We start from the raw sequence: 23,248 nt of genomic DNA, 5'->3' as shown, positions 1-23,248 counted from the left end.
GACGAAACCAGCCTCAACGAAGTAGGAAGTCAGCTTTGGATCTGTTTAGGCAGATTTGAGTAGGTTTGACAGAACGGTAAGGCTCGCCCTCAAGGGCTGCATCAAGAACCAGGCACATCGAACAGGCCCGCGCACGCGTCCCGCACGGCCGCAGTGACGTGGCGGCGCGCCTGATCGCGACGCTCCAGCATGCCGATGGTGCGCAGCACCGGCGCGCCGCCCACTTCCAGCGGCAGGATGCGAAGGGCCTCGTCCTCCAGCCAGCGCGCTCGCGCCAGCAACGGCACCACGGTCACGCCCACCTGCTGGCGCACCAGCTCGACGAGCGCCTCGATCGAGTTCAGCTCAAGGAACTCATTGACGCGCAGATGCGCGCGGCGCAGCGCCCGTTCCACCAGCATGCCGGTGCGCTGGCCGCGGTCGAAGCGCAGGAAAGGGTTAGCCGCCAGCGCCTCGCGCGCGTTCGCGCCCGGGCTGTCGCGCCCGGCAATCGCCACCAGCGGCTCCTGGTAGAGCGGTGTCCACACCAATGTGCCGGGCAGGCGGCCCGCCCCTTCCACCAGCATCGCCGCGTCGAGCTCGCCGGCTTCCACCTGCACCGCCAGCTCGATCGACTTGGCGCCGACCAGGCGCACGTCCAGCGCCGGGTATTCGCGCTTCATGCGCGCCACCACATGCGACAGGCCGCCCATCACCGAAACCACCGCGCCCACGGCTACCGCGCCTGCCATCGCGTCCGGCGCTTCCGGGGGCAGGCGCATCTCGTCGTAGAGCGCGAGCATGCGGCGCGCCTGTGGCAACAGCTCGCGGCCGCCCGCATTGAGCGCCACCACCCGGCCGCCCCGGTCGAACAGCTCGCGGCGCAACTCCATCTCGAGCGCCCGCATCTGCAAGCTGACCGCGGCCTGCGTCAGGGCCACCCGCGCGGAGGCGGCGGCAAAGGAGCCGTGGTCGGCCACGGCAACGAAGGTGCGCAGGAAACGGATGGTGCTCATGGGAAGGTGGTCATGGCGTGCGGCTTAGTGTGCGGCTTGGCGGGGCTTATCCGGCACGCCGATGCTTAAGAAAATCTTGAGTCATAAGAAAGAAATATTAGCTTTCATTATGATGATGAGCACGGAATAATTGATCAGCAGCACCGCCTGGCAGCATCCGCGGCGGGGTGTGTTGCCCGAGGGCCGGCCCCGGCCTGCGTTTGCCTGGCTTGCCCCGATCCGGAGATCACCATGAAACACTGGCTGCGCCTGTTTGGCACGAGCCTCGCCACGGGACTTGCGCTGAGCGCCGTCCCGGCACTCGCCGACACCTACCCTAACAAGCCGATCCGCCTGATCGTGCCGTTCCCGGCCAGCGGCGCCACGGACTTGCTGGCTCGTGCCATCGCGCAGAAGGTGGGCACCAACATGGGCCAGCAGATCGTGGTCGACAACCGGCCCGGCGCGGGCGGCGCCATCGGCTCCGACATGGCCGCCAAGGCCCCGGCCGACGGCTACACGCTGTTGATCGCCACCACCAGCACGCACTCGATCGGGCCGTACATCAACACCCGCCTGCCGTACAACACCGAGACCGACTTCACGCCGATCGGCCAGGTGGCCATCGCCACCAACGTGCTGGTGGTGCCGAACAGCCTGCCGGTGAAGAACGTCAAGGAGTTGATCGACTACGCCAAGAAGCATCCGGGCGAGCTGAACTACGCATCCAGCGGCAACGGCACCGTGGTGCACCTGACCGCCGAAGCCTTCAAGGCGCAGGCCGGCGTGTTCATCACGCACATCCCGTATCGCGGCACCGCGCTGGCCGTGCCCGACCTGATCTCCAACAAGGTGCAGATCCTGTTCGACAGCATCGTCTCGGGCCTGCCGCACGTGAAGGACGGCAAGCTAAAGGCGCTGGCCGTGACCAGCCTGAAGCGCTCGCCGCTGGCACCCGAGATCCCGACCGCCAGCGAGTCCGGCCTACCGGGCTTCGAGTCCGATACCTGGTTCGGCATCTATGGCCCCAAGCAGATGCCGGCCGAGCTGGTGAACCGCCTCAACGCCGAGTTCAACAAGGCCATCCAGGCGCCCGACGTGAAGGAACGCCTTGGCAAGCTGGGCGCGGAACCCGTTGGCGGCACGCCGGCCCAGTTCGCCGCGATGGTGAAAAAGGACAGCGCGCGCTGGGGTAAGCTGATCAAGGATCGCAAGATCACCGTGGAATAACGACGACGACGCCCTAGCGGCTTCCGGCGCGCGCCCCTTTCCCGCTTTCCCTCTTTCCCGCTTTCCCGCCCGGGACGGGGGCGCCAGAACAAGCACGAACGCTGGCAAGCCGGCGGCAAGATTGCCGCCAAGCGCAGCCAGCGCATCGAACCGAGGCAAGCATGCAGAACTTCAACTGGACCAATCCCTACCCTTCCGTGCGCATCCCGCTGTTCGCGCGCAACGTGGTGTCCACCTCGCACCCGCTGGCGGCGCAGGCCGGCCTGCGCATGCTGCTCAAGGGCGGCAACGCGGTCGATGCAGCCATCGCCGCGGCGGCAGCCATCACCATCGTCGAGCCGGTCTCGTGCGGCCTGGGCAGCGACGCTTTCGCGATCCTGTGGGACGGCAAGGAAATGCACGGCCTGAACGCTTCGGGCGTAGCACCGGCTGCATGGAGCCCGGAGTACTTCAAGAACAAGTACGGCACGGACGACAATGGCATCGCCAAGCGCCCCGTGCGCGGCTGGGATGCCGTCACCGTGCCGGGCGTGATCGCCGGCTGGGCCGCGCTGCATGAGCGCTTTGGCAAGCTGCCCTTCGCCGAACTGATGGAACCCGCCGTCGAGATCGCCGAGCGCGGCTACGCCGTGCCGCCGGTGGTGGCGCACAAGTGGGCCGCGGCCGTGCCGGAACTGAAGGACCAGCCCGGCTACGCCGAGGCCTTCATGCCCAATGGCCGCGCGCCCAACGTGGGCGAGAAGTTCACGCTCAAGGCCGCCGCCGACACGCTGCGCAAGATCGGCGCCACCAATGGCCGCGCCTACTACGACGGCGAGATCGCCGAGAAGATCGTTGCCTTCAGCCAGGAATGCGGCGGCGCCATGACGGCCGACGACCTGCGCAACTACAAGCCGGATTGGGTCAAGCCGATCAGCAAGGCCTATCGCGGCTATGCGGTGCACGAGATCCCGCCGAACGGCCAGGGCATCGCCGCGCTGGTGGCGCTGGGCATCCTCGACCAGTTCGACATGGCCTCGCTGCCGGTGGATTCGGTCGAGTCGCAGCACCTGCAGATCGAGGCGATGAAGCTGGCCTTTGCCGACCTCTATCGCTACGTGGCCGACCCGGGCAGCATGGAAGTCACGCCCGAGCAGATGCTGGATGACGCCTACCTGAAGTCGCGCGCGAAGCTGATCGACATGGAGCGCGCCACGCATTTCGACTTCGGCATGCCCAAGGTCGGCGGCACCATCTACCTGAGCGCAGCCGACGAGAACGGCATGATGATCTCGTTCATCCAGTCGAACTACATGGGCTTCGGCTCCGGCGTGGTCGTGCCGGGCACCGGCATCAGCCTGCAGAACCGCGGCGTGGGCTTCTCGATGGACCCGAAATCCCCCAACGTGGTGGCCGGCGGCAAGCGCCCCTTCCACACCATCATCCCGGCCTTCCTGACCAAGGACGGCCAGCCGGTGATGAGCTTCGGCGTGATGGGCGGCGACATGCAGCCGCAGGGCCATCTGCAGACCGTGGTGCGCATGGTGGACTACAACCAGCAGCCGCAAGCCGCCTGCTGCGCGCCGCGCTGGAAGGTCAACCGCGACTTCACGCTGGATGTGGAGTCCACCATGGATCCCGCCGTGGTCGCTGGCCTGAAGGCACGCGGCCACCAGCTCAAGTCGGTCGACGACCCGTACATGGATTTCGGCTCGGGGCAGTTTATCTGGCGCCTGTCGGATGACGCCGAGCATGGCTATGTGGCCGCCAGCGACAGCCGACGCGACGGGCAGGCAGTAGGGTTTTGAATACCCGTAGGTAGGACTGGGAGTGCCCGCCGCAACGTGGGCGCTTTTTTTTTGAGAGACCAGGGGCATTGGACGAGGCCGGCAGGATGCGCCAAAGCCGTCTGGAATGACGACGGCTGGGAGAGGGGCGATTTGACCAGGAGCCGCTGGAAGCGAAGCCAATGGTTTTGTCCGGCATGCCGGCATAACGAACGCCCGCCCTCTCCCCCGGCCCCTACCCACGAGTGGGAGAGGGGAGCAAACCGGCGGCAAGATCAACCAATTGTGGTAGCCGTGATTTGCGCCCCCAGGCGGAAATCACCCGTGCGCGATGCGAAGCGAGCCGTGAAGGTTTGCATCTCCCGTTATGCGGCGCCTCGCCGCATCCGGGTCGCCTTCTTTGCCTACTTTCTTGGCGAGACAAGAAAGTAGGTCGCCTCCCCGCAGGGGAGGTGAAACTGCCTTTGACTTCAAGCCGTTGAGCTTTTGACCTTCTGACCTTCTGACGTCAAGCAGGCCAACGCCACGGAGCAACCCGACCCAAACTGTCAGCAACTGGCCTGCCCGCCATCCCGGCGAGTGTGCATGGTGTACGCAGCGAGGAGACTTACACTGATGTCTTTGCCTCCCCTACAACTGCCATGACCACCTACGCTTACCGCCTGCTTAACGTCTTCGCCGAATCCACCTTCGGCGGCAATCCCCTGTGCGTGTTCGAGGATGCGCGCGGGCTGGACACGGCAACCATGCAGGCCCTGGCGCTGCAGTTCAACCTGTCCGAGACCACCTTCATCCTGCCGTCCGAACAGGCCAGCGCGCACGTCCGGATTTTCACGACGGGCTACGAGATGCGCTTCGCCGGCCATCCGACGCTGGGCACCGCGCATGTGGTACGCGAACTGGCCGCTACCGGCGACGCGCTCACGCTGGAGTTCAAGGCGGGCGTGGTGCCGGTGACCGCGCAGGGCGATGTGTGGACGTTCACCGCGCCGCATGCCGGCGAGCCCAAGACCGCGCCAGCCGGCCTGCCCGACGCGCAGATGGCATCGCTGCTCGGGCTTGCCGAGAGCGACCTGCTGGCTGCGCCGATCTGGGTCGACACCGGCGCCGACCAGTTGCTGGTGGCGCTCAACAGCGTAGACGCCGTGCGCCGCGCGCAGCCCGATGGCGCGCGCCTGGACGCCTGGCCGCAAAGCAGCCTGGGCCGCAAGACGGCCTACGTCTTCGCCTTCGACCCGACCCGGCCGGGCCAGGTGGTGTCGCGCTATTTCTTCACCAAGCAAGGCGGCGGCGTGGCCGAGGATCCGGGCACCGGCTCGGCCTGCGCCAACCTGGGCGGCTGGCTGATTGCCAACGGCCACGCGCTGCCCGCCGCGTACCAGATCTCGCAAGGCGAGGCGGTTGGCCGGCCGTGCACGCTGCGTCTGGAGGTCACCGCGGATCGGGCGATCCGCGTGGGCGGGCGCGTGATCGAGCTGGGACGGGGCACCATCAACCTGTAACGCGGAGCCGATCGGGCCGGCGCGACAAAGCGCGCGCTACTGCGTTACAGTGAGCGTCTGCCCGGTCCTCCCAACGCTCTAACGCGCGCCCCACACGCGCCAACCGCCATGACCACGCCGCATACCCTGACCAAGCTGGCCGAACTGGAGGCCCACTACGCCGAAGCCGGCGAAGCCTCGCTCGCCAAGGAAGTCGACCATCTGCACCCGCACTACCGTGCCTTCGTCGAAGCCGCGCCGCTCTGCCTGCTATCCACGGTGAGCGGCGAGTACGCCGAGTGCTCGCCGCGCGGCGATGCGCCGGGCTTTGTGCAGGTGCTGGATGAGCGCACCCTGCTGCTGCCGGATCGCCGGGGCAACAACCGCCTGGACAGCCTGCGCAACATCATTGCCGACCCGCGCGTGGGCTTGCTGTTCCTGATCCCCGGCGTGAACGAGACCATCCGCGTGGCCGGCACCGCCCAGGTCTCGGTGGACCCGGCGCTGATCGCACGCTGCATCGTGGATGGCAAGGCGCCGGCCACGGTGCTGGTGATCTCGATCCAGTCGGTGTTCTTCCAATGCGCCCGCGCGCTGGTGCGCTCCAAGCTATGGGACCCGCAGACGCAGGTGGCGCGCAGCAGCCTGCCGAGCAACGGCACCATCCTCACCGCCGTGAGCCAGGCCCCCTTCGACGGTGTCGCCTACGACGCGTCGCAGCCCGCGCGGATGCAGCAAACCCTGTATTGATCCCATGTACACGCCATCCCACTTTGCCAGCACCGAAAGCGACGCCATCGACGAGGTCATGCGCCGCTACCCCTTTGCCACGCTGATCGGCAACGGCGCCGATGGCCTGCCGTTCGCCACCCACCTGCCGGTGGTAGCCCAGCGCAGCGGCGACGCCTGGCAGATCGAAGGCCATATGGCGCGCGCCAACCCGCACTGGCGCTGGCTGGAGCAGGCGCCAAGCGCCCTGCTGGTGTTCCAGGGGCCGCACGGCTATGTGTCGCCCGCGCTGTACGAGCAAAAGCTGTCGGTACCGACCTGGAACTACGTCGCCGTGCACGTGTACGCCGAGATCGCCACTCTCCATGACGCCGACGCCAAGGATGCGCTGCTCAAGCGGCTGATCGCGCAGAACGAGCCGGCCTATGCCGCGCAATGGCGTGAGCTGCCGGAGGATTTCCAGCAGAAGATGCTGGGGGCGATCGTGGGCCTGCGCATCGTGCCGACGCGCATCGAAGCCAAGTTCAAGCTCAGCCAGAACCGCCCGGCGGGCGACCGCGCCCGCATTCTCGCGGCCCAGCAGGAAGGCAGCCCGATCGAGCGCGACATGGCGCAGTGGATGGCGCGCATGACGGGCGCCTGAAGCCGGCTTCAAACCCAGCCCGCGCCGCTCAGGCGCGCGGCAGCCACTCCGGCGCGTGCGTGCCCAGCGGCACGGATGGCAGCGCCCAGTGCGCGGGCGTCTCGGACAGGCGCCCCGCATGCGACACCGCGCGCAACTCGCCAAAACCAGACGGCAACGTCACCAGCAGATCTTGCACATCCTCGAAGCGCTGGTCCGGCGCCTGCAATCCGCCTTCCACCCGGCCCAGGCCGCGCAGCCACTGGCCAACCTGCGCCAGCGACACCCGCACATGCCAGCTGCCGCCCTCGGCCGCGCGGCGATGCAGGCCAGCCATGGCGCCAAGCGCCAGCAGGTAGCCGGCGGCATGATCCAGCACTTGCGCCGGCAGCGGCAGCGGCTCCTCGCTGCCAGCCGCGAGCGCTTCCGCGTGGTTGAAGCCGCTTGCGGTCTGCACCAGCGAATCGAAGCCGCGCTTGGCCGCCCACGGCCCCACATGGCCGTAGGCGCTTAACGTTACATAGACGATGCCCGGGCGCGCGCGGGCCACCGCCTCGGGCCCCACGCCCAGCTCCGCCAGCCCCTGCGGGCGATAGCCCTGCACCAGCACGTCGGCGCCATGCAGCAGCTTGTGCAGGGCGCGCTTGTCGTCGGGGTCGCGCAGGTCGAGCTGGCAGGCGCGCTTGCCGCGCCCGGTGTCGATCACCAGCGGGGCGATGCTGGGGAGGTGGGCGGCGCTCACCTGCAGCACATCGGCGCCATGCACGGCCAGCGCGCGCGCTGCTACCGGCCCGGCGATGACGCGGGTGAAGTCGAGCACGCGCACGCCGGAAAGGGGGCGCGCACCGGCTACGGGGAGCGCCGCAAGCGGCTGCGGCGGCGCTTGCCCGATGCGCTCGATGGTGAGCGGCGGCAACGCTTGCAACGCCTGCCCCTGGGGATGGCGGTCCCATTCGTCGAAGCTGCGCAGGGCGGCCACGACCAGGCCGGCCTCGGAAGCGGTGGCCTCGAACGCCTCGGCGTCCCATTTCTGCAAGGCCGAGCGCACCGCGGCGAGATCGTGCGCGCAGCCCAGGATGCGCAGCACGCCGTCCCGGTGATGCGGAAAATTGGCATGCACGCGCACCCAGCGGCCGTCGCCGCAGCGATACAGCCCGGAGAGCTTGTCGCGGAACTCCGGCGCCGGCTCGCCGCCCACGCGCAGGTAGCGCTCGCTGCGGAACTCGGCCACGGCGTGGCGCATGTCGACAGCCACATCCTGCCAGCGCCGGCTGCGCTGCTGCCACAGCATGGCGGCCGCCAGCGCCGACGCGCCCAGGCTGGCCTGGGCGGCCATGCCCACCGCAAACGACGACGGCAGCGCCGGATCGGTGCCGCTGAGCTGCAGCCGGTCCAGGGCGGCGGCCGGCAGCCCGGCGGCCTGCCAGAGCCCGGCTACGGCCTCGAACGGGGTTGGGCGGGCGGGATCGGAAAGGCTGGAGGTCGGGGTTGGCGTCGGCATGGCGGCAAGGCTCCACAGGGCGGGTGCGCTCTCTCCATCCTAGGCCGCGCCAGCTGTTTTTGCCCCCGCGCGCGCAGTTTGCACGACTCTGGTCCCCGGCACGGTAAAATCACCCGATCCGGCATTCCGCCATGCAATCGAGCAGCGCGGCAGGCTGCGCGCCAAATTCCGGCCGCCGCCCCGCCTCCTGACTTAACCGCCCACCGGCGCCACCATGAGCAACGACCCCAAAGCCAACGACAGCACGCCCGCCGCATCCAATTTCCTGCGCAGCATCATCGACCAGGACCTCACCGCCGGCACCTACGCCGGGCGCCAGGATGCCCAGGGCGAGCCGTTGCCCCCCGTCATCACCCGCTTCCCGCCGGAGCCCAACGGCTACCTGCATATCGGCCATGCCAAGAGCATCTGCGTGAACTTCGGCATGGCGCGCGATTTCGGTGGCCGCTGCCACCTGCGCTTCGATGACACCAACCCGGTCAAGGAAGACACCGAATACGTCGACTCCATCATCGACGCGGTGCACTGGCTCGGCTTTAGCTGGGACAGCACGGCCAAGGACGGCAGCAAGCAGCCCCACCTGTATTACGCCAGCGACTACTTCGACCAGCTCTACGCCTTCGCCGAAAAGCTGATCGAGCGCGGCGTTGCCTACGTGGACAGCCAGAGCGCCGAGCAGATCGCCGCCAACCGCGGCGACTTCTCCCGCGCGGGCACGCCCTCGCCGTTCCGCGACCGCAGCGTCGAGGAAAACCTGCAGCTGTTCCGCGACATGCGCGACGACAAGTACGCCGACGGCGAGCACGTCCTGCGCGCCAAGATCGACATGAACGCGCCGAACATCGTGATGCGCGACCCAGTGATCTACCGGATCCGCCACGCGCATCACCACCGCACGGGCGACAAGTGGTGCATCTACCCGATGTACGACTTCACCCACTGCATCTCGGACGCGCTGGAAAACATCACGCATTCGCTGTGCACGCTGGAGTTCGAGAACAACCGCCCGCTGTACGACTGGGTGCTGGCCCAGCTGCGCGAATGCGGCGTGTTCAGCGAGCCGCTGCCGCACCAGTATGAATTCGCCCGCCTGAACCTGACCTACGCCATCACCAGCAAGCGCCGCCTGCTCCAACTGGTGAACGAAAACCGCGTGGATGGTTGGGACGATCCGCGCATGCCCACCATCGTGGGCGTGCGCCGCCGCGGCTTTACGCCGGAATCGATCCAGTTGTTCTGCGACCGCATCGGCGTGGCCAAGTCCGATAGCTGGATCGACATGAGCACGCTGGAAGGCGCCGTGCGCGACGACCTCGATGCGCGCGCCGCGCGCGGCGCGGCCGTGCTGGATCCGCTCAAGCTGATCCTCGACAACTACCCCGAAGGCCAGAGCGAAGACTGCACCGCGCCCGTGCATCCGAAAAAGCCGGAGCTGGGCATGCGCGTCTTCCCGCTGACGCGCGAGCTGTGGATCGAGCGCGACGACTTCAGCGAAGCGCCGCCCAAGGGCTACTTCCGCCTGTTCGCGCCCAAGGACGGCACCCCGGGCAGCAAGGTACGCCTGCGCCACGGCTACGTGATCGAGTGCACGGGTGTGGACCGCGACGCCGACGGCAAGGTCATCGCCGTACATGCCAACTACCTGCCCGAGACCAGGAGCGGCACGCCTGGCGCGGACAGCGTCAAGGTCAAGGGCAATATCCATTGGGTCAGCGCGGCGCATGCGTATGAAGCCGAAGTGCGGCTGTACGACCGCCTCTTCAACGACCCGAACCCGGACGCCGGCGGCAAGAACTTCCTCGACGCCCTGAACCCGGACTCCAAGAAGATCGTCACCGCCTACCTGGAACCCGGCCTGGCGCAAGCCGCTCCGGAGGATCGCTTCCAGTTCGAGCGCCAGGGTTATTTCGTGGCCGACCGCGTGGATTCGAAGCCCGGCAAGCCGGTGTTCAACCGCATCGTCGGGCTGCGCGACAGCTGGGGGAAGTAAGCCCATGCAAACCGTAACCTTCCCGCTGGAGGGCGAGCATATCGCCCTGAACGACCTGCTCAAGGTGGCGGGCGTGTGCGACAGCGGCGGCGCCGGCAAGGCGCTGGTGGCGGCCGGCGAAGTCTCGGTCGACGGCGCGGTGGAATCGCGCAAGACCGCCAAGATCCGCGCTGGCCAGGTCGTCAGCGTGGCCGGCGTGAAAATCCGCGTGGTGGCGGCCTGAGGCCGACCCGTTCGCAAGCACGCCCGGCGGCCGGCCAGTCCGGTCGCCGGGCGTTTTCCTCCAAGCAAAGGAAATAACAATGCCGATCGCATTCTGGTGTGTGCTGCTGACAGGGATCCTGCCCGTTGCGACGGTGGGCATTGCCAAGGCGAGCGGAAGCGCCTACGACAATCACGACCCGCGCGGCTGGCTGGAAAAGCAGGCCGGACGGGCGCGGCGCGCCGACATGGCCCACCGCAATCACTTCGAGGCCTTCCCCTTCTTCGCCGCGGCCGTGCTGTGCGCCACGCACCTGCAAGCGCCGGGCGCCCGCATCGACGAGCTGGCGCTGGTCTTCATCGCCGCGCGCGTCCTGTACACCGTGTGCTACCTGGCCGATCGCGCCACCTTGCGCACGCTGTGCTGGACCATCGGTTTCCTGTCGGTGATCGGTATCTTCCTGTTGCCGGTGTTCGTGCACTGAGGCCACGCATCATGCGGCTTTCGACGGCTGTCATTTGCGCGCTCTGCCTGCTGGCGCCGGGCCTGTCCGGCACGGCGCGGGCGGAGCCCGTCAACTTCACGGTGGACCCGACGCACACCACGGTGTACTTCGCCGCCAGCCACTTCGAGCGGACCTCGGTACGCGGGCGCTTTGGCAAGATCGATGGCCGCATCAGCTATGACGAAGCCAGCGGCAGCGGCGCGATCGACTTCACGGTCGATGCCGACTCGGTCGATTCCGGCAACCGCACGCTGGACGGCATCCTGCGCTCGGCCCAGTTCCTCGATGCCCAGAGTTTCCCCGTGGTCCGGCTGCGCGCGAATCGCTTCGTGCGGGACGGCGACCGGCTGGTGGCCGTGGAAGGCGAGCTGACCCTGCACGGCGTCACGCAGCCGCTGCGGCTGGAAGCCGAGCGCTTCAGCTGCGGCGAGATCTCCCTGTTCGGCATCAAGCGCCATGTGTGCGGCGGAGACTTCCGCGCCGTGCTGTCGCGCAGCGCCTTTGGCATGACGCGCTTCCTGCCGGAAGTGGGCGATACCGTGGTTTTGACCATGTCGGTGGAGGCCACGCCGGCGCTGCCGGCGCTGGAGTGACAGCTACGCCACGAACGCGTCCGGCATCGCCACCCATGTCGGCCCGGCGACACCTGAAAATTCGAATTCTTCTGTAGAATCAGCGGTTTGCATTTTCCGGCCGGCCCGTTTCCGGCCTCCGCCTGAATGGGGAACCCGAAAATAATGATCACGATTCAAGTTGGGGATGTGGTGGCCGCCTCGCTGGCCGCCGCGGGCGCTTGCCTGATCTGCAGCATCCCGATGGCCTTCCTGCGCAATTTTCCGGCGTGGGCTTTGCGCACCTATGGCCGCCGCGCGCTGCTGGTGCCGCTGATGATCCTGCCGGTGGGCAGCTGGCTGGCCAGCCTGGCCCTGTCGGGGCAGATCGACAGTCCCGCCGGCCACGCCATGGTGATTGCCATCGCTTTTCTTTGCCTGACGCTGGCGTCGGCCCTGCTGCGCTACTACCTGAGCGATTACCGAAAATCCCGCTGAGCCGCCGCCAGGCCATCCATGAGCACGCCCCTGCGCTTTGACATCGAGGCCGGCGCCGAAACGCTGGCCGCCGACCGCATCGACCCCGGCAACGGCGCGAGCTGCCTGCTGCTGCACGGCGCCGGCACCAGCCACAGTGCGCGCTGGCTGGCATTGCGCCAGGCGCTCGCCGCGCACGGCGTGGGCAGTGTCGCCATCGATTTTTCCGGCCACGGCGAGAGCTCGGCGCGCACGCCCAACTCGCTGGCCAAGCGCCTGCGCGAGGCCAAGGCGGCGCTAGCCCACCTGGATGGCACCGCCCCCAGAGCCGTGATCGGCATCAGCATGAGCGGGGAAATCGCCGTGCGGCTGGCCGCCGATCCGGGCAACCACATCGGACGGCTGCTGACGCTGGTGGGTGCCGCCTATGACCCGGCCGCGTTCGAGCTCCCCTTCGGTCCGGCCTTTACGGCCGTGCTGCGCACCCCCGGCAGCTGGCGCGCCTCGCTCGCCTTCGATCTCATTGCCCAGTTCCGCGGCCGCCTGACGCTGGTACGCGGCGCCAACGACGCAGTCATCCCGCCGGGCATTGCCGATACGCTTGCCCGGCGCGCAACCCTGGCCGAACGCGTGGAGATAGTCGACCTGCCGGATGCCGGCCACTTGCTGGGCGAGGCCTGGCAAAACCAGCCCGGCTTTGCCGACAGGCTGAGCGCGATCACACTGCGCGCCGTGGCCCCCTGAGAGGCCAGCGCGAGATCGCCGCGCCCGATTCACGTATGATGCGGCCTTTCGCTTCTCGCAGCCTTTGCCGCGCCCGCTTCCTTCATGGCTCTTAAATCCACCATCTTCAAGGCCGAACTGTCCGTATCCGACATGGATCGGCCCTATTACGGCAGCCACGCCCTGACCATTGCCAAGCACCCGTCGGAGAACGACGCGCGCATGATGGTGCGGCTGCTGGCCTTTGCCTGCGAAGCCAGCGAAACCCTGGCCTTCACCCGCGGCCTGGACGAGCCCGACGAGCCGGACCTGTGGGAAAAGACCCTGACCGGCGACATCGCGCACTGGATCGAGCTGGGCCAGCCGGACGAATCGCGCCTGAAGCGCGCCGCGGCCCGTGCCGATCGCGTCACCGTGTTCACCTACAATGGTGCAAGCGCGCGTGAATGGTGGAAGGGCATGGCCGGCAAGGCGGGCAAGCTGCGCAACGTGACCATTTACAATGTGCCGGCCGAGGCGGTGGAAGCACTTGCCGCCCTGGCGCAGCGCGCCATGCGGCTGTCGGTCACGATCCAGGATAGCGAGATCTGGGTCAGCGACGACGACCACAACGTCCGCATCACGCTCGAAGTCCTGCAACAGCCAGCGGGCTGAGCCGTTCCCGTTTCACCAATCCGCCCGGTGCGGCCGGCTTGCCGCCAGCCTCACCGAACCCGTGACCCTCGCTGATACAGCACAAGGAAGCCATCCATGAATACCACTCCCTCCGGCCTGCAATTTGAAGACACCGTCACCGGCGAAGGCGCCGAAGCCACGGCAGGCAAGCATGTCACGGTGCATTACACCGGCTGGCTCTACGAGAACGAACAAGCCGGTCGCAAGTTCGACTCGAGCAAGGACCGCAACGACCCCTTCGTGTTCCCGCTGGGCGCCGGCCACGTCATCCGCGGCTGGGATGAAGGCGTGCAAGGCATGAAGGTTGGCGGCACCCGCCGCCTGGTGATCCCGGCCGAGCTGGGCTACGGCGCGCGCGGCGCGGGCGGCGTGATTCCGCCGAACGCCACGCTGCTGTTCGAAGTGGAACTGCTGGCAGTCTGATCGCCTGGCTGCCGCCCGCCAGCGGCGGCCAGCGACATCCCGTCCCGCACCTTGCGCGGATGGGGCAACAAAGAGGGGCGCCCACGGGCGCCCCTCTTTGCATTGCGCTGCGGCCAGGCCGCGATCAGAAGCTGATCGCGGCGTTGCCCACGTCGACCCGCACCTTGTCGCGGTCCAGCAGGCGGGCGGCATGGCGGGCGTAGTCCTGGGCCCACGCGGCATCGCCGCTAAAGCGCTGCTCGCCGGAGAACTTGGCCACGCTGAGGATCTTGTCGATCACCAGCACCTTGCCTACCGGACTGGAGGCCTGGCAATCGAGCTCGGCGTATTCGCGGTCGAACCAGCGCCAGCCAGCATCCTCGGTGACCGCCGCCAACTCTGCGTCGCCAATGGTGAAGCCAAATTCCTTGCCGGTACCGAAAACTACCGTGAGCGTGCGCGCCATAGCCTGTTCTCCTGGTTGATGCGCCATTGTAAAGACATAGCAGGCGATACCGCCACCTTGCCCCGCAGATAGTGTCAGTCCGCGACGTTAGCCCCAGCGTCACCCCGGTAACTCGCAGCGCGGCGCCAGCACGGCCTGCGCCACCTCGGCGCCGGGCTGCTGCGCGAAGGCTACCCAGGCCAGCTTGCTCGGGTCGGCCCCGGCCGGCAACGGCACGCTGCCCGACCAGGCCAGCCCCTCGGGCGGCACGGCGAAGGGGCCCAGCCATAGCCGCACCACCCGCTCGTGATGCAAGGTAGCACCCTGGTTCTCGCCAGCCTTCACCGCCGACACCAGCCCGTCCTCGACCAGCGCGGCATAGGCCTGCAATGGCCCGGAGCGGGCTGCGGGCGTCACATTCAGCGCGACCTGCACCTGTGCGGCCCGGAGCGCCTGCCAGCCTAGCCGGAGCGATGCGCCGGGCGCTTGCGCATTGATCTCGGCGACGCGCGCCGCGACCTCGCCTGCGTCTTGCCAGCGGCGCTGCTCGCGCGCGCCGACAAACACCTCGGGCGTATATACCGTATGACTGCCGACGGCGCTCGCCAGCATGCGCTGGCGCGCGGTAAACACCGGGCTGGCAAAGCGGTCGCGCCAGCCCAGGCTGTCCCAGTAGTCGACGTGCAGCGCCAGCGCCAGAGCCTGTGATGCCGGCAGCCGAGCGGCCTGCGTGCCAAGCCAGCGATCGGCCGGCGGGCAGCTGTTGCAGCCCTCCGAGGTGTAGAGCTCGATCAGCGCGAGCCGCTGGGGCGGGCTATCGTGCAGGCACGCGGCCGGCACGGCGCCGGCCGCCGCGCGCACCGGGCCGGCCAGCGCGGCGAGTATCAGCACCGGCGCCCAGCGCAGCGGCCAGGACCCGGGCTTGCAGGATTGCCGGGAGGGATTGCGCGGCCCGGCATCCCGGTACATGTTGGCAGCGGCCTGCGCCGATTGTTCGAGATGGGTGTGCATGCTGGACCTCCGAAGGCTGCCTGACCGTTGTCAGTCGCACACAACCTGCCGGACCTTACAGACATTTCTGCGCGCCATGTGGTTTCCATGCCGCCTGCCGCGCAGCTTTGGATTATGCTTGCATCATGGCCATCACCCGACAAGATCTCGAAACAGATCGGCTGCGTGCTTCTCTTTGCAGCACGCCTGTGGCTTCCTCGCTACTTCCCGAAGAAGCTTTCGAACGTTCCCTGCGCGCTACGCTGGACCAGCGGCCGGATACGCCCGGGCTGGCCGGCGATGTCCTGCTGTTCGGCTATGGCTCGCTGATCTGGAACCCGATGGTGATTCACACGGATCGCCAGCTGGCTAGCGTGCATGGCTACCACCGCGGCTTCTACCTGTACTCGCGCATCAACCGCGGCACCTGGGACGACCCGGGCCTGGTGCTCGCGCTGGACCGCGGCGGTTCGTGCCACGGCGTCGTCTTCCGCATCCCCCATCACATGATTGAGCAGGAATTCCGCCTGCTGTGGCGCCGCGAGATGCTGACCGGCGCCTACCATCCGCGCTGGCTGAACGTGAAGATGGCCGGCATCCCGCCGCAGCGCGCGCTGGCCTTCGTGATGAACCGTCAGCACGAGGCCTATGCCGGGCGCCTGCCGGACGACCGCGTGGTCGCCTGCCTGCGCCACGCCTGCGGCCTGTATGGCCCGGCCCGCGAATACCTGCAGCAAACGCTGCTCGGGCTGGCCACCAACGGGGTCGACGATCCCTACCTGGGACGGCTCTGGCGCCGGCTGCAGGATACGGATGCCACGGCCGCACAGGCTGTCAGCGAAACCGCCTGACCCAGGAACGACCAGCATGCCACGCCCTGCTGCCCGCCCCCGCCGACTGGTGCTTGCCGAAGTGCTGGGGCTGACCGGATTGCTGATGGGCGGCGCGTTGCTGGCCGGCCCCGGTGGATCGACGCTGGCCGCGCGCCCTGCCGGCAGCGGCCCGGCCCAGTCTTCGCCGCGCTCGCACGGGCAAGGCGCCGCCGGCTCCGCCGCGCCTGCGCACGATAGCGTTGGCGGACTCGACCGCAATCTGCTTGCCGCGGCAACGCTGGGAGACCTCGAGCTGGTCAAGCGCTTGCTGGCTTCCGGCGCTTCCGCCCAGGCCGCCGACGAACGTGGCCGCAGCGCCTTGCTGGTGGCGGTCTACAGCCGCCACGCCGAGGTCGCCAAGGCGCTTGTGGCGGCAGGCGCCGATGTCAACCGCAAGGACATGGAATCCAACAGCCCATTCCTGCTGGCCGCGTCCACCGGGCAGCTTGAGCTGGTGCAGCTGGCGCTGGCGCATGGCGCCGACATCAACAGCACGGACAGCTACGACAACACCGCCCTGATCGCCGCGTGCGAGCATGGCAATACCGAAGTGGTAAAGGTCTTGTTGAAAGCCGGCGTGGCGGTCGACCATATCAACCGCCAGGGCTGGACCGCTTTGCTGGAGACCATCGTCATGGGCGATGGCAGCGCGCGGTATGAAGACACGGTGCAGTTGCTGCTGGACGCGGGCGCGGACGCCAACCTCGCCGACCGGGATGGCACCACCCCGACCCGGCACGCGCGCGAGCGCAGCTACAAGACCATGGTGAAGATGCTGGTGCGCGTGCGCGGGCACTGACGCGGGCACGGATGTGCCCGCGTCAGTGCCCGCTGTTGCGACGCTACCCGGCCACGCCGCTCAGGCCGGTCATGCCGCCGCCGGCTTCGACTCCGCGCTGCGCGCGTTCTCGCTTTCCTGCAGCGCGCGCCACATCACCTTGCCCGTGCCCGACTTGGGCAGCGCGTCGACAAACTCCACCACGCGCGGGTACTTGTAGGCCGCCATGTTTTCCTTGGCCCACTCGATGATTTGCTCGGGCGTGGTCTTGCCCTTGGCATGCGTCTTGAGCACCACCACCGCCTTGACGGTTTCGCCGCGATACGCATCGCGCGTGCCGATGATGCACGCTTCCTGCACGTCGGGATGCTTGTACAGCAGGTTCTCCACCTCGGCGGGCCACACCTTGAACCCCGACGCATTGATCATGCGCTTGAGCCGGTCGGTGATGAAGTAGTAGCCCTCTTCGTCCATGCGGCCCAGGTCGCCGGTGCGAAAGAAGGTCTTGCCATCGAACTCGATGAAGGCATCGCGCGTGGCATCCGGCTTGCCCCAGTAGCCCTTGAACACCTGCGGGCCGCACACGATGATCTCGCCGATCTCGTTGACCGCCACTTCCTTGAGCGTGACCGGGTCGATCACGCGTGCGTCGGTATTGAAGGTGGGCACGCCCAGGCACTGCAGCTTGGGCCGGTCGCCCGGATTGCTGTGGGTCGGCGCCATGGTTTCGGACAAGCCATAGCCTTCGATGTAGTTGAGGCCGAACTGCTGCTTCAGACGCTCCGCCACCGCCTGCGGCATGGCCGCGCCGCCGCCGCCGATATAGCGCAGGCTCGACAGGTCGAACTGGTCCAGGTTCGGGCTGCCCAGGAAGTCGATCACCATGGTCGGGATGTTGGTCCAGTGCGTGACCTGGAAGCGCGAGATCAGCCGGCCCGCGACTTCCCGGTCCCAGCGCGGCAGCATCACCACGGTGGCGCCGCTGTAGATCGGGCCGTTCATGCCGTACTGCATGCCGGTCACGTGGAACAGCGGCAGCACCGCCAGGATCGTCGATTCCGCGCCGCTGCCGCTCCAGGTGCCGCCACCGATCACGTTGTGCATGACGGAACGGTGGGTGTGGATGCAGCCCTTGGGAAAGCCGGTGGTGCCCGAGGTGTAGGGCATCACCGCCATATCGTCCGGGCCCGCGGTATGCGGGCCAGGCACCAGTTGCGCGGCCAGCGCCTCGGCCCACGGGGTGGCGCCGGCCGGCAGCGGATGCTGCGCGGTCAGCCAGGCACCGGGGGCGTCTTCGGGGTTCTCGTAGCTGGCCGGCAGCGCGTCGCTGTATTGCGTGACCAATAGGTGCTGCAGGCGCTGCTCGGGCGGCAGCTCGTTGTTGGCTTGCTCGGCGCCCATGGCCAGATCCGCGCTGCAGATCGCCACGCTGGCCTGCGCGTCAGTGATGTAGTGCTTGAATTCCTCGGTCCGGTTCATCGGGTTGACCGGCACGACCACGGCGTCCGCGCGCAGGATCGCGTAGTACGCAATGATGAATTGCGGGCAGTTCTGCATATACAGCAGCACCCGGTCGCCCTTCTTCACGCCGGCCTTTTGCTGCAGCCAGCCCGCCATGGCGCTGGCCTGGGCTTCCAGCGCCCGGAAGGTGATGGCGTTGCCGAAATAGCGGATGGCCGCCTTGTCGGCGTAGCGATGGGCGGAGACCACCAGGTTGTACCAGAGCGAGGTCTCCGGCAACACGATCTCGGTAGGCATGCGCTTGGGCCAGAACTGGAAATGCGGGCGCGCGGGCTGGGGGGTCTGCATAAAGGTCTCCTATGCGGTCTATCCGACCTAATCTTGGAATGCGAGGCGAGGAATGAATCTGGTGAAGCTGGCAATCCGCCAAGCAATATAACCGAACGACCGTTCTTTTTTCAATCCATCCTTACCCTTGCCTGTGCCTGTGCTCTTGCCTGCGCCGGCTTCGATGCCGCATTGCCAAGGTTGCATTCGGCGGGACAGCCCCTATATAAGGCGCATGACGTCATTGCCCGGGCGGAGCCTTTCGCGCGGGCGTCCCACACTCCGAGGCCAAGCCATGAGCGACGTAACCCTGCAGAATTTTGACGCCGACGTGATCGAGACGTCGCGCCATATCCCGGTGCTGGTGGATTTCTGGGCGCCGTGGTGCGGCCCTTGCCGCACCTTGGGGCCGATGCTGGAAAAGCTTGAGGGCGAGGCGGCCGGCAAATGGCGGCTGACCAAGGTGAACGTGGATGAGAACCAGGAGCTGGCCTCGCATTTCGGCGTGCGCAGCATTCCCCACGTGGTGGCGTTTGCCGACGGCCAGGCGGTGGACCAGTTCACCGGCGTGCTGCCGGAATCCGGGCTGCGCGAGTTTATTGCCCGCGTGATGCCCGACCCGGGCAAGGTGGCACTGCGCGCTGCCCGCGACGCCGCCGCCGCGGGCGACCGCGAGGCGGCCAGGTCGGCGTTCCAGGCGGCGCTGGCGTTCGACCCCGGCTTTGACGCGGCTCGCCTCGAATACATCGGCTTCCTGCTGGACGAAGACGCACTGGACCAGGCCCAGTCGGAGTTCGGCATGCTGTCCCCGAATGCGGCCGAGGAGGACGGCTACGCAGCGCTGTGCACCCGGATCGAAGCCATGCGCGGTGCGTCGGACCTGCCGGACGCGGCCACCCTGGCGGCCCGCATCGCCGAAGCGCCCGGCGACCTGCAGGCGCGGCTGGACCTGGCGCGCGCGCTGATCGCGCACCGGCAATATGAGCCGGCGCTGGAGCAACTGCTGGCCATCGCACGCACGGACCGCACCTTCGAGGATGATATTGGCCGCACGGCCATGCTGTCGGTATTCAAGCTGATGAGCGATCAGCCCGACGTGGTGTCGCGCTATCGCCGGCTGCTGGCCTCGGCGCTCAATTAAACTGGCGGATGCATGCGGCGGGCCAGGCCCGCCGTTTTATCCGCCAAGCCAACTCTCCGTTCCGCCGTGACTGCCTCCCCGCCCCGCCTGATCGACTTCCAGACCGACCACGAACCGCTGCCTAGCCACGATCGTCCGCGCCCCGACCGGCTGGTCGACGGCAACCCGGACCGCACCACCTGGACGCACTACAGCGCCAGCCAGGGCGACTTCGATTGCGGCATCTGGGCCTGCGAGCCCGGTGCGTGGCGCATTGCGTTTCCGGCCGGCAAGGAGGAGTTCTTCCATGTCATCAGCGGCCGCCTGCGTATCAGCGACGACGCGGGCAACGCCCGTGAGTTCGGCCCCGGCGACGCCTGCGTGATCCCGGCCGGCTTCACCGGCCTGTTCGAGGTGATCGAGCCGGTGCGCAAGCACTTTGTCGTGCTGGACCGGGCTGCCGCCGACGCCATCTAGGCCGCCTGCTCCGCCGGCGCCTCGATCAGGCTGAAGCCGTTTTCGCGCATGTGGTTGACCATCATCGCGTCCATCGACTTCACGTGCTGGTCGAACCAGCCGGGCAGCTCCGACAAGAGCCGCCGGCCCAGCGCCAGGTCGCCCTCGGCCACCTTGTCGCGCACCGCGCCGGCCACCGCCAGCACCTGCTCGTGCTCGCCGCGATGGCAATGCTGCGGACCGAAGGCCATCGCCTCCATCCACGCTTGCTCCTGGCCGAAATGATGGCGGGTATGGTCGATCCATTCGTCCAGGGCCGCCAGGAAGCCAGCGTCGTCGGCGCGCGTGGCGGCGTCCAGCAACTGTACGAACTCGGCGTGAGTCGCATCGGTGACCGGCTCGCCCAACAGCAGGTCGGGGGCCAGTGTGGCGGTGCTCGGAGAAGAGGAATCGGTCATATCGGGGGGACAAAATCAGGCAAACCGCAAGGATACCGAATCCGCGGCGGCGCGGCCTGATCCAGAACAAAGCGGAGCGCCGCCAGGGCTGCCGGCGCTCGCAGGGTATGCTCAAGGCTGGCTCTTTCATTGCACCAGGCTGATCCCTGGCTTCCCACATGCCCCGACTGCTCTTCTTCTGCGGCCATGCCGGCACCGGCAAGACCACCCTGGCCCACCGCCTGATCGGCCCGCTGATGCAGGCCACCGGCGAGCCGTTCTGCCTGCTCGACAAGGACACGCTCTATGGCGGCTACAGCGCCGCGGCAATGGGCGCGCTGACCGGCGACCCGAACGACCGCGACAGCCCGACCTACCTCAAGCACCTGCGCAATGCCGAATACCATGGCCTGCTGGACACCGCGCGGGAAAACCTCGCCCTGGGCATCAGCGTGATCGTGGTGGGCCCGCTATCGCGCGAGGTGCGCGACCACCTGCTGCACGATCCCGAATGGCTGCGCGTGTCCGCCGGCACCATCGTGCGCACCCTGTGGGTGCACCTGCCGGAAGACGAGGCCCGCGCGCGCATCGTCAAGCGCGCCAATCCCAACGATGCCTACAAGCTGGCGCACTGGGACGACTACCGCACCCGGCGCTTCATGCCCGAGCCGGCGCAGCACCCCGAACTGACCTACTTTGACAATACAGCGCCGAACGACGCCGCTGTGGACGCCCTGCTCGCCACGCTCGCGGCGTAGCGATAGCGATGTGCCCGGGCGCTCATTCCGGTGTGGGGACGGCGTCCGGCGCCGTGAGCGCGGCCAGCACGCTTGACGCCGCCACCATCCCGAACACCGCGGTGACCGCCACCGACGAGCCAAAGCCGGCACAGGCCAGCCCCTGCGGGCCGGCCGGCGGCTCGGTCGACGCGCCTGGCGCGGCTTCCGGGGCCTCGTCGATCTCGCAGGACTGCTGCTCGGGCTCCGGATAGCGCAGCGGCTCGTCGGAGAAGACCGCGTCGATGCCGAACTTGCGCTTGGGGTTGCGCGGCCAGCCCCAGTCCTTGCGCAGGGTGGAGCGCACCTTGGCCAGCAGCGGATCCTGCACGGTGCGGGAAAAATCGACCACGCGGATGCGGGTCGGGTCAAGCTGGCCGCCGGCGCCGCCGCAGGTGATGATGCGCCGGCCTAGGCGGCGCGCCCAGCCCAGCATGGCGATCTTGACCTTGACCGAGTCGATCGCATCGATGATGTAGTCGTGCCCGTCGAGCAGTTCGACCAGGTTCTCCGGGGTCACGAAATCGTCCACCTCCGTCACCCGGCAGCGCGGGTTGATCTGCACCATGCGCTCCGCCATGGCCTGCACCTTGGCGCGGCCATAGGCATCGCCCAGCGCGTGGATCTGGCGGTTGGTGTTGGATACCGCGATATGGTCGAGATCGATCAGCGTGACACGGCCGACCGCATTGCGCGCCAGCGCCTCGGCCGCCCAGCTGCCCACCCCGCCGATGCCGACCACGCAAACGCTGGCCGCCTCCAGCCGCGCCAGGCCCGCCGCGCCATACAGGCGCGCCACGCCACCGAAGCGCCGGTGGTAGTCGTCATCCTCCGGGCTCTCGTGGGTAAGGGCCGGCGGCAGTTGCGCCAGCTCCGGTTCCGGCTGGGTGGAAGTTGCGGGGACGAGGTTGCTCATTTCTACGCTCGAAGCTGGCTGAATTGGAGGACACTGCGGGGCAAAAGCGCGCGTTGCCGCACCTTGTCAGCCAAGCGCCGACAGGGAAACGGGGCGCGCAACTATACAATACCTACAGCAGTGGTTCGACCGCCGCATTGTCTCGCAGAGAGCTCGCGGCTGCCGGCGCCAATCAGGAAACCGATCCCATGCCCCTGCGCCGCAAGGCTGTTCTCTGGAGTGTACTGACGCCGCTGGTGCTCATCGCGGCGCTGGTCGTGATCATTCTGACCTTCGACTGGAACCGGCTCAAGCCGTGGCTGAACCAGCGGGTCACCGACGCCATCGGCCGGCCTTTCGCCGTGAACGGCGACCTCACCCTGACCTGGCGCAGCGCCAAGGGCGAGACCGGCTGGCACACCTGGGTTCCCTGGCCGCGCCTTTCGGCGCGGGATATCACCGTCGGCAACCCGGAATGGGCACACGAGGCCAACTTTGCCACCGTGCGCGAGCTGATCTTCGTGCTGCGCCCGCTACCCCTGCTCGCCCACCAGATCTCGATCCCCACCATCACCGTCGACAGCCCCGCGGTCTGGCTGGAGCGGCTGGCCGACCAGCGCAACAACTGGACCTTCGCCACGCCCGCGGGCAAACCGCCCTCGCAGTGGCGGCTCGACATCGGCGAGATCGCGCTGGCGCGCGGGGACCTGGCGCTGAACGACCAGGCAATGAAGATTGAGCTGCAGGCGCGCCTGGACACCATCGGCGACGCCGCCCTCTATGACAAGACCCGCGACGGCGCCCTGATCGCGCCGCCGGCATCCGGCGCGGCCGGCGCGGGCGCATCGGGCCCGGCCAGCGCG

26 protein-coding genes are annotated in these 23,248 nt (G+C 67.9%); 19 read left to right on the top strand and 7 right to left on the bottom strand.

The features are described from left to right. Nucleotides 1-101 precede the first annotated feature (101 nt). Nucleotides 102-995 carry a LysR substrate-binding domain-containing protein gene (locus ACGLHR_RS41080; protein ID WP_400101460.1) on the bottom strand — a complete coding sequence of 298 codons (894 nt, stop codon included), beginning with the start codon at nucleotides 993-995 and terminating at the stop codon, nucleotides 102-104. Between the two features lie 231 nt (nucleotides 996-1,226). Here ACGLHR_RS41080 and ACGLHR_RS41075 point away from each other — a divergent pair, with 231 nt between their 5' ends. From ACGLHR_RS41075 to ACGLHR_RS41055, 5 genes are all read left to right on the top strand, one after another. Then, entirely contained in the window at nucleotides 1,227-2,204 is a 978-nt protein-coding gene (locus ACGLHR_RS41075; RefSeq protein WP_150984157.1) for a tripartite tricarboxylate transporter substrate binding protein, read from the top strand. A 161-nt stretch (nucleotides 2,205-2,365) separates the two neighbouring features. Beyond that, nucleotides 2,366-3,991, top strand: coding sequence for a gamma-glutamyltransferase (gene ggt / locus ACGLHR_RS41070; protein WP_400101458.1), 1,626 nt, complete (start codon nucleotides 2,366-2,368; stop codon nucleotides 3,989-3,991). A gap of 620 nt (nucleotides 3,992-4,611) precedes the next feature. Next, a complete protein-coding gene (locus ACGLHR_RS41065) occupies nucleotides 4,612-5,472 on the top strand; it encodes a PhzF family phenazine biosynthesis protein (RefSeq protein ID WP_400101456.1) in 861 nt (286 codons plus the stop codon). Between the two features lie 108 nt (nucleotides 5,473-5,580). Next, nucleotides 5,581-6,201, top strand: a complete 621-nt coding sequence (locus ACGLHR_RS41060) for a pyridoxamine 5'-phosphate oxidase family protein (RefSeq protein ID WP_400101455.1) — start codon at nucleotides 5,581-5,583, stop codon at nucleotides 6,199-6,201. Nucleotides 6,202-6,205: 4 nt separating this feature from the next. After that, on the top strand, nucleotides 6,206-6,823 hold the full coding sequence (locus tag ACGLHR_RS41055; RefSeq protein ID WP_400101453.1) for an FMN-binding negative transcriptional regulator: 618 nt from the start codon (nucleotides 6,206-6,208) through the stop codon (nucleotides 6,821-6,823). A 28-nt stretch (nucleotides 6,824-6,851) separates the two neighbouring features. On the opposite strand, the gene ACGLHR_RS41050 is transcribed toward ACGLHR_RS41055, so the two are convergent. After that, on the bottom strand, nucleotides 6,852-8,303 hold the full coding sequence (locus ACGLHR_RS41050) for a CoA transferase (protein ID WP_400101451.1): 1,452 nt from the start codon (nucleotides 8,301-8,303) through the stop codon (nucleotides 6,852-6,854). A gap of 214 nt (nucleotides 8,304-8,517) precedes the next feature. Here ACGLHR_RS41050 and ACGLHR_RS41045 point away from each other — a divergent pair, with 214 nt between their 5' ends. The 8 genes from ACGLHR_RS41045 to ACGLHR_RS41010 all read left to right on the top strand — a co-directional run bounded on the left by ACGLHR_RS41045 (nucleotide 8,518) and on the right by ACGLHR_RS41010 (nucleotide 13,849). Next, entirely contained in the window at nucleotides 8,518-10,293 is a 1,776-nt protein-coding gene (locus ACGLHR_RS41045) for a glutamine--tRNA ligase/YqeY domain fusion protein (protein ID WP_400101449.1), read from the top strand. A 4-nt stretch (nucleotides 10,294-10,297) separates the two neighbouring features. Further along, nucleotides 10,298-10,516, top strand: a complete 219-nt coding sequence (locus tag ACGLHR_RS41040) for an RNA-binding S4 domain-containing protein (protein WP_043348411.1) — start codon at nucleotides 10,298-10,300, stop codon at nucleotides 10,514-10,516. 79 nt (nucleotides 10,517-10,595) lie between these two features. Further along, entirely contained in the window at nucleotides 10,596-10,979 is a 384-nt protein-coding gene (locus ACGLHR_RS41035) for an MAPEG family protein (RefSeq protein ID WP_400101447.1), read from the top strand. 11 nt (nucleotides 10,980-10,990) lie between these two features. Beyond that, nucleotides 10,991-11,593, top strand: coding sequence for a YceI family protein (locus ACGLHR_RS41030; protein ID WP_400101445.1), 603 nt, complete (start codon nucleotides 10,991-10,993; stop codon nucleotides 11,591-11,593). A gap of 144 nt (nucleotides 11,594-11,737) precedes the next feature. Further along, nucleotides 11,738-12,049 carry a hypothetical protein gene (locus tag ACGLHR_RS41025; protein WP_267603960.1) on the top strand — a complete coding sequence of 104 codons (312 nt, stop codon included), beginning with the start codon at nucleotides 11,738-11,740 and terminating at the stop codon, nucleotides 12,047-12,049. A gap of 18 nt (nucleotides 12,050-12,067) precedes the next feature. Continuing rightward, on the top strand, nucleotides 12,068-12,772 hold the full coding sequence (locus ACGLHR_RS41020; RefSeq protein WP_400101443.1) for an alpha/beta hydrolase: 705 nt from the start codon (nucleotides 12,068-12,070) through the stop codon (nucleotides 12,770-12,772). 84 nt (nucleotides 12,773-12,856) lie between these two features. Beyond that, nucleotides 12,857-13,405 carry a YaeQ family protein gene (locus tag ACGLHR_RS41015; RefSeq protein ID WP_267603962.1) on the top strand — a complete coding sequence of 183 codons (549 nt, stop codon included), beginning with the start codon at nucleotides 12,857-12,859 and terminating at the stop codon, nucleotides 13,403-13,405. 96 nt (nucleotides 13,406-13,501) lie between these two features. Further along, nucleotides 13,502-13,849: an FKBP-type peptidyl-prolyl cis-trans isomerase gene (locus ACGLHR_RS41010; RefSeq protein WP_006162999.1), complete on the top strand. Its 348-nt coding sequence runs from the start codon at nucleotides 13,502-13,504 to the stop codon at nucleotides 13,847-13,849. A 124-nt stretch (nucleotides 13,850-13,973) separates the two neighbouring features. On the opposite strand, the gene ACGLHR_RS41005 is transcribed toward ACGLHR_RS41010, so the two are convergent. Together ACGLHR_RS41005 and ACGLHR_RS41000 are read right to left on the bottom strand one after the other, a co-directional pair. After that, nucleotides 13,974-14,294, bottom strand: coding sequence for a hypothetical protein (locus ACGLHR_RS41005; protein WP_043348426.1), 321 nt, complete (start codon nucleotides 14,292-14,294; stop codon nucleotides 13,974-13,976). A gap of 99 nt (nucleotides 14,295-14,393) precedes the next feature. Next, nucleotides 14,394-15,284, bottom strand: a complete 891-nt coding sequence (locus tag ACGLHR_RS41000) for a DUF1223 domain-containing protein (RefSeq protein WP_400101440.1) — start codon at nucleotides 15,282-15,284, stop codon at nucleotides 14,394-14,396. 125 nt (nucleotides 15,285-15,409) lie between these two features. Between ACGLHR_RS41000 and ACGLHR_RS40995 the strand changes: the two genes are divergently transcribed. Then, nucleotides 15,410-16,114, top strand: coding sequence for a gamma-glutamylcyclotransferase (locus ACGLHR_RS40995; RefSeq protein ID WP_400101438.1), 705 nt, complete (start codon nucleotides 15,410-15,412; stop codon nucleotides 16,112-16,114). 16 nt (nucleotides 16,115-16,130) lie between these two features. Next, nucleotides 16,131-16,934, top strand: a complete 804-nt coding sequence (locus ACGLHR_RS40990; RefSeq protein ID WP_400101436.1) for an ankyrin repeat domain-containing protein — start codon at nucleotides 16,131-16,133, stop codon at nucleotides 16,932-16,934. A gap of 69 nt (nucleotides 16,935-17,003) precedes the next feature. Here ACGLHR_RS40990 and ACGLHR_RS40985 read toward each other — a convergent pair whose 3' ends face one another. Beyond that, nucleotides 17,004-18,722, bottom strand: coding sequence for a long-chain fatty acid--CoA ligase (locus ACGLHR_RS40985; protein WP_400101434.1), 1,719 nt, complete (start codon nucleotides 18,720-18,722; stop codon nucleotides 17,004-17,006). Nucleotides 18,723-18,996: 274 nt separating this feature from the next. Between ACGLHR_RS40985 and trxA the strand changes: the two genes are divergently transcribed. After that, nucleotides 18,997-19,842: a thioredoxin gene (gene trxA / locus ACGLHR_RS40980; protein ID WP_318236845.1), complete on the top strand. Its 846-nt coding sequence runs from the start codon at nucleotides 18,997-18,999 to the stop codon at nucleotides 19,840-19,842. Between the two features lie 66 nt (nucleotides 19,843-19,908). Beyond that, nucleotides 19,909-20,298, top strand: coding sequence for a cupin domain-containing protein (locus tag ACGLHR_RS40975; RefSeq protein WP_400101432.1), 390 nt, complete (start codon nucleotides 19,909-19,911; stop codon nucleotides 20,296-20,298). Here ACGLHR_RS40975 and ACGLHR_RS40970 read toward each other — a convergent pair. Further along, the gene (locus ACGLHR_RS40970) at nucleotides 20,295-20,735 is read right to left on the bottom strand and encodes a bacteriohemerythrin (RefSeq protein ID WP_400101430.1); all 441 of its coding nucleotides are present in this window, start codon (nucleotides 20,733-20,735) and stop codon (nucleotides 20,295-20,297) included. The genes ACGLHR_RS40975 and ACGLHR_RS40970 overlap by 4 nt on opposite strands. A 158-nt stretch (nucleotides 20,736-20,893) precedes the next feature. On the opposite strand from ACGLHR_RS40970, the gene ACGLHR_RS40965 reads away from it, so the two are divergent. Next, the gene (locus tag ACGLHR_RS40965; RefSeq protein ID WP_267603969.1) at nucleotides 20,894-21,472 is read left to right on the top strand and encodes an ATP-binding protein; all 579 of its coding nucleotides are present in this window, start codon (nucleotides 20,894-20,896) and stop codon (nucleotides 21,470-21,472) included. Nucleotides 21,473-21,494: 22 nt separating this feature from the next. Here the strand turns inward: ACGLHR_RS40965 and tcdA are convergent, their stop codons facing one another. Beyond that, a complete protein-coding gene (gene tcdA / locus ACGLHR_RS40960) occupies nucleotides 21,495-22,406 on the bottom strand; it encodes a tRNA cyclic N6-threonylcarbamoyladenosine(37) synthase TcdA (protein ID WP_400101428.1) in 912 nt (303 codons plus the stop codon). 188 nt (nucleotides 22,407-22,594) lie between these two features. Between tcdA and ACGLHR_RS40955 the strand changes: the two genes are divergently transcribed. Beyond that, a partial coding sequence (locus ACGLHR_RS40955) for an AsmA family protein (protein WP_400101426.1) occupies nucleotides 22,595-23,248 on the top strand: 654 nt, incomplete at its 3' end.

The organism is Cupriavidus sp. CuC1 (assembly GCF_044627735.1).
In the GTDB taxonomy this organism is placed as follows: domain Bacteria; phylum Pseudomonadota; class Gammaproteobacteria; order Burkholderiales; family Burkholderiaceae; genus Cupriavidus; species Cupriavidus ulmosensis.
This window is presented reverse-complemented; position numbering and strand designations above follow the sequence as displayed.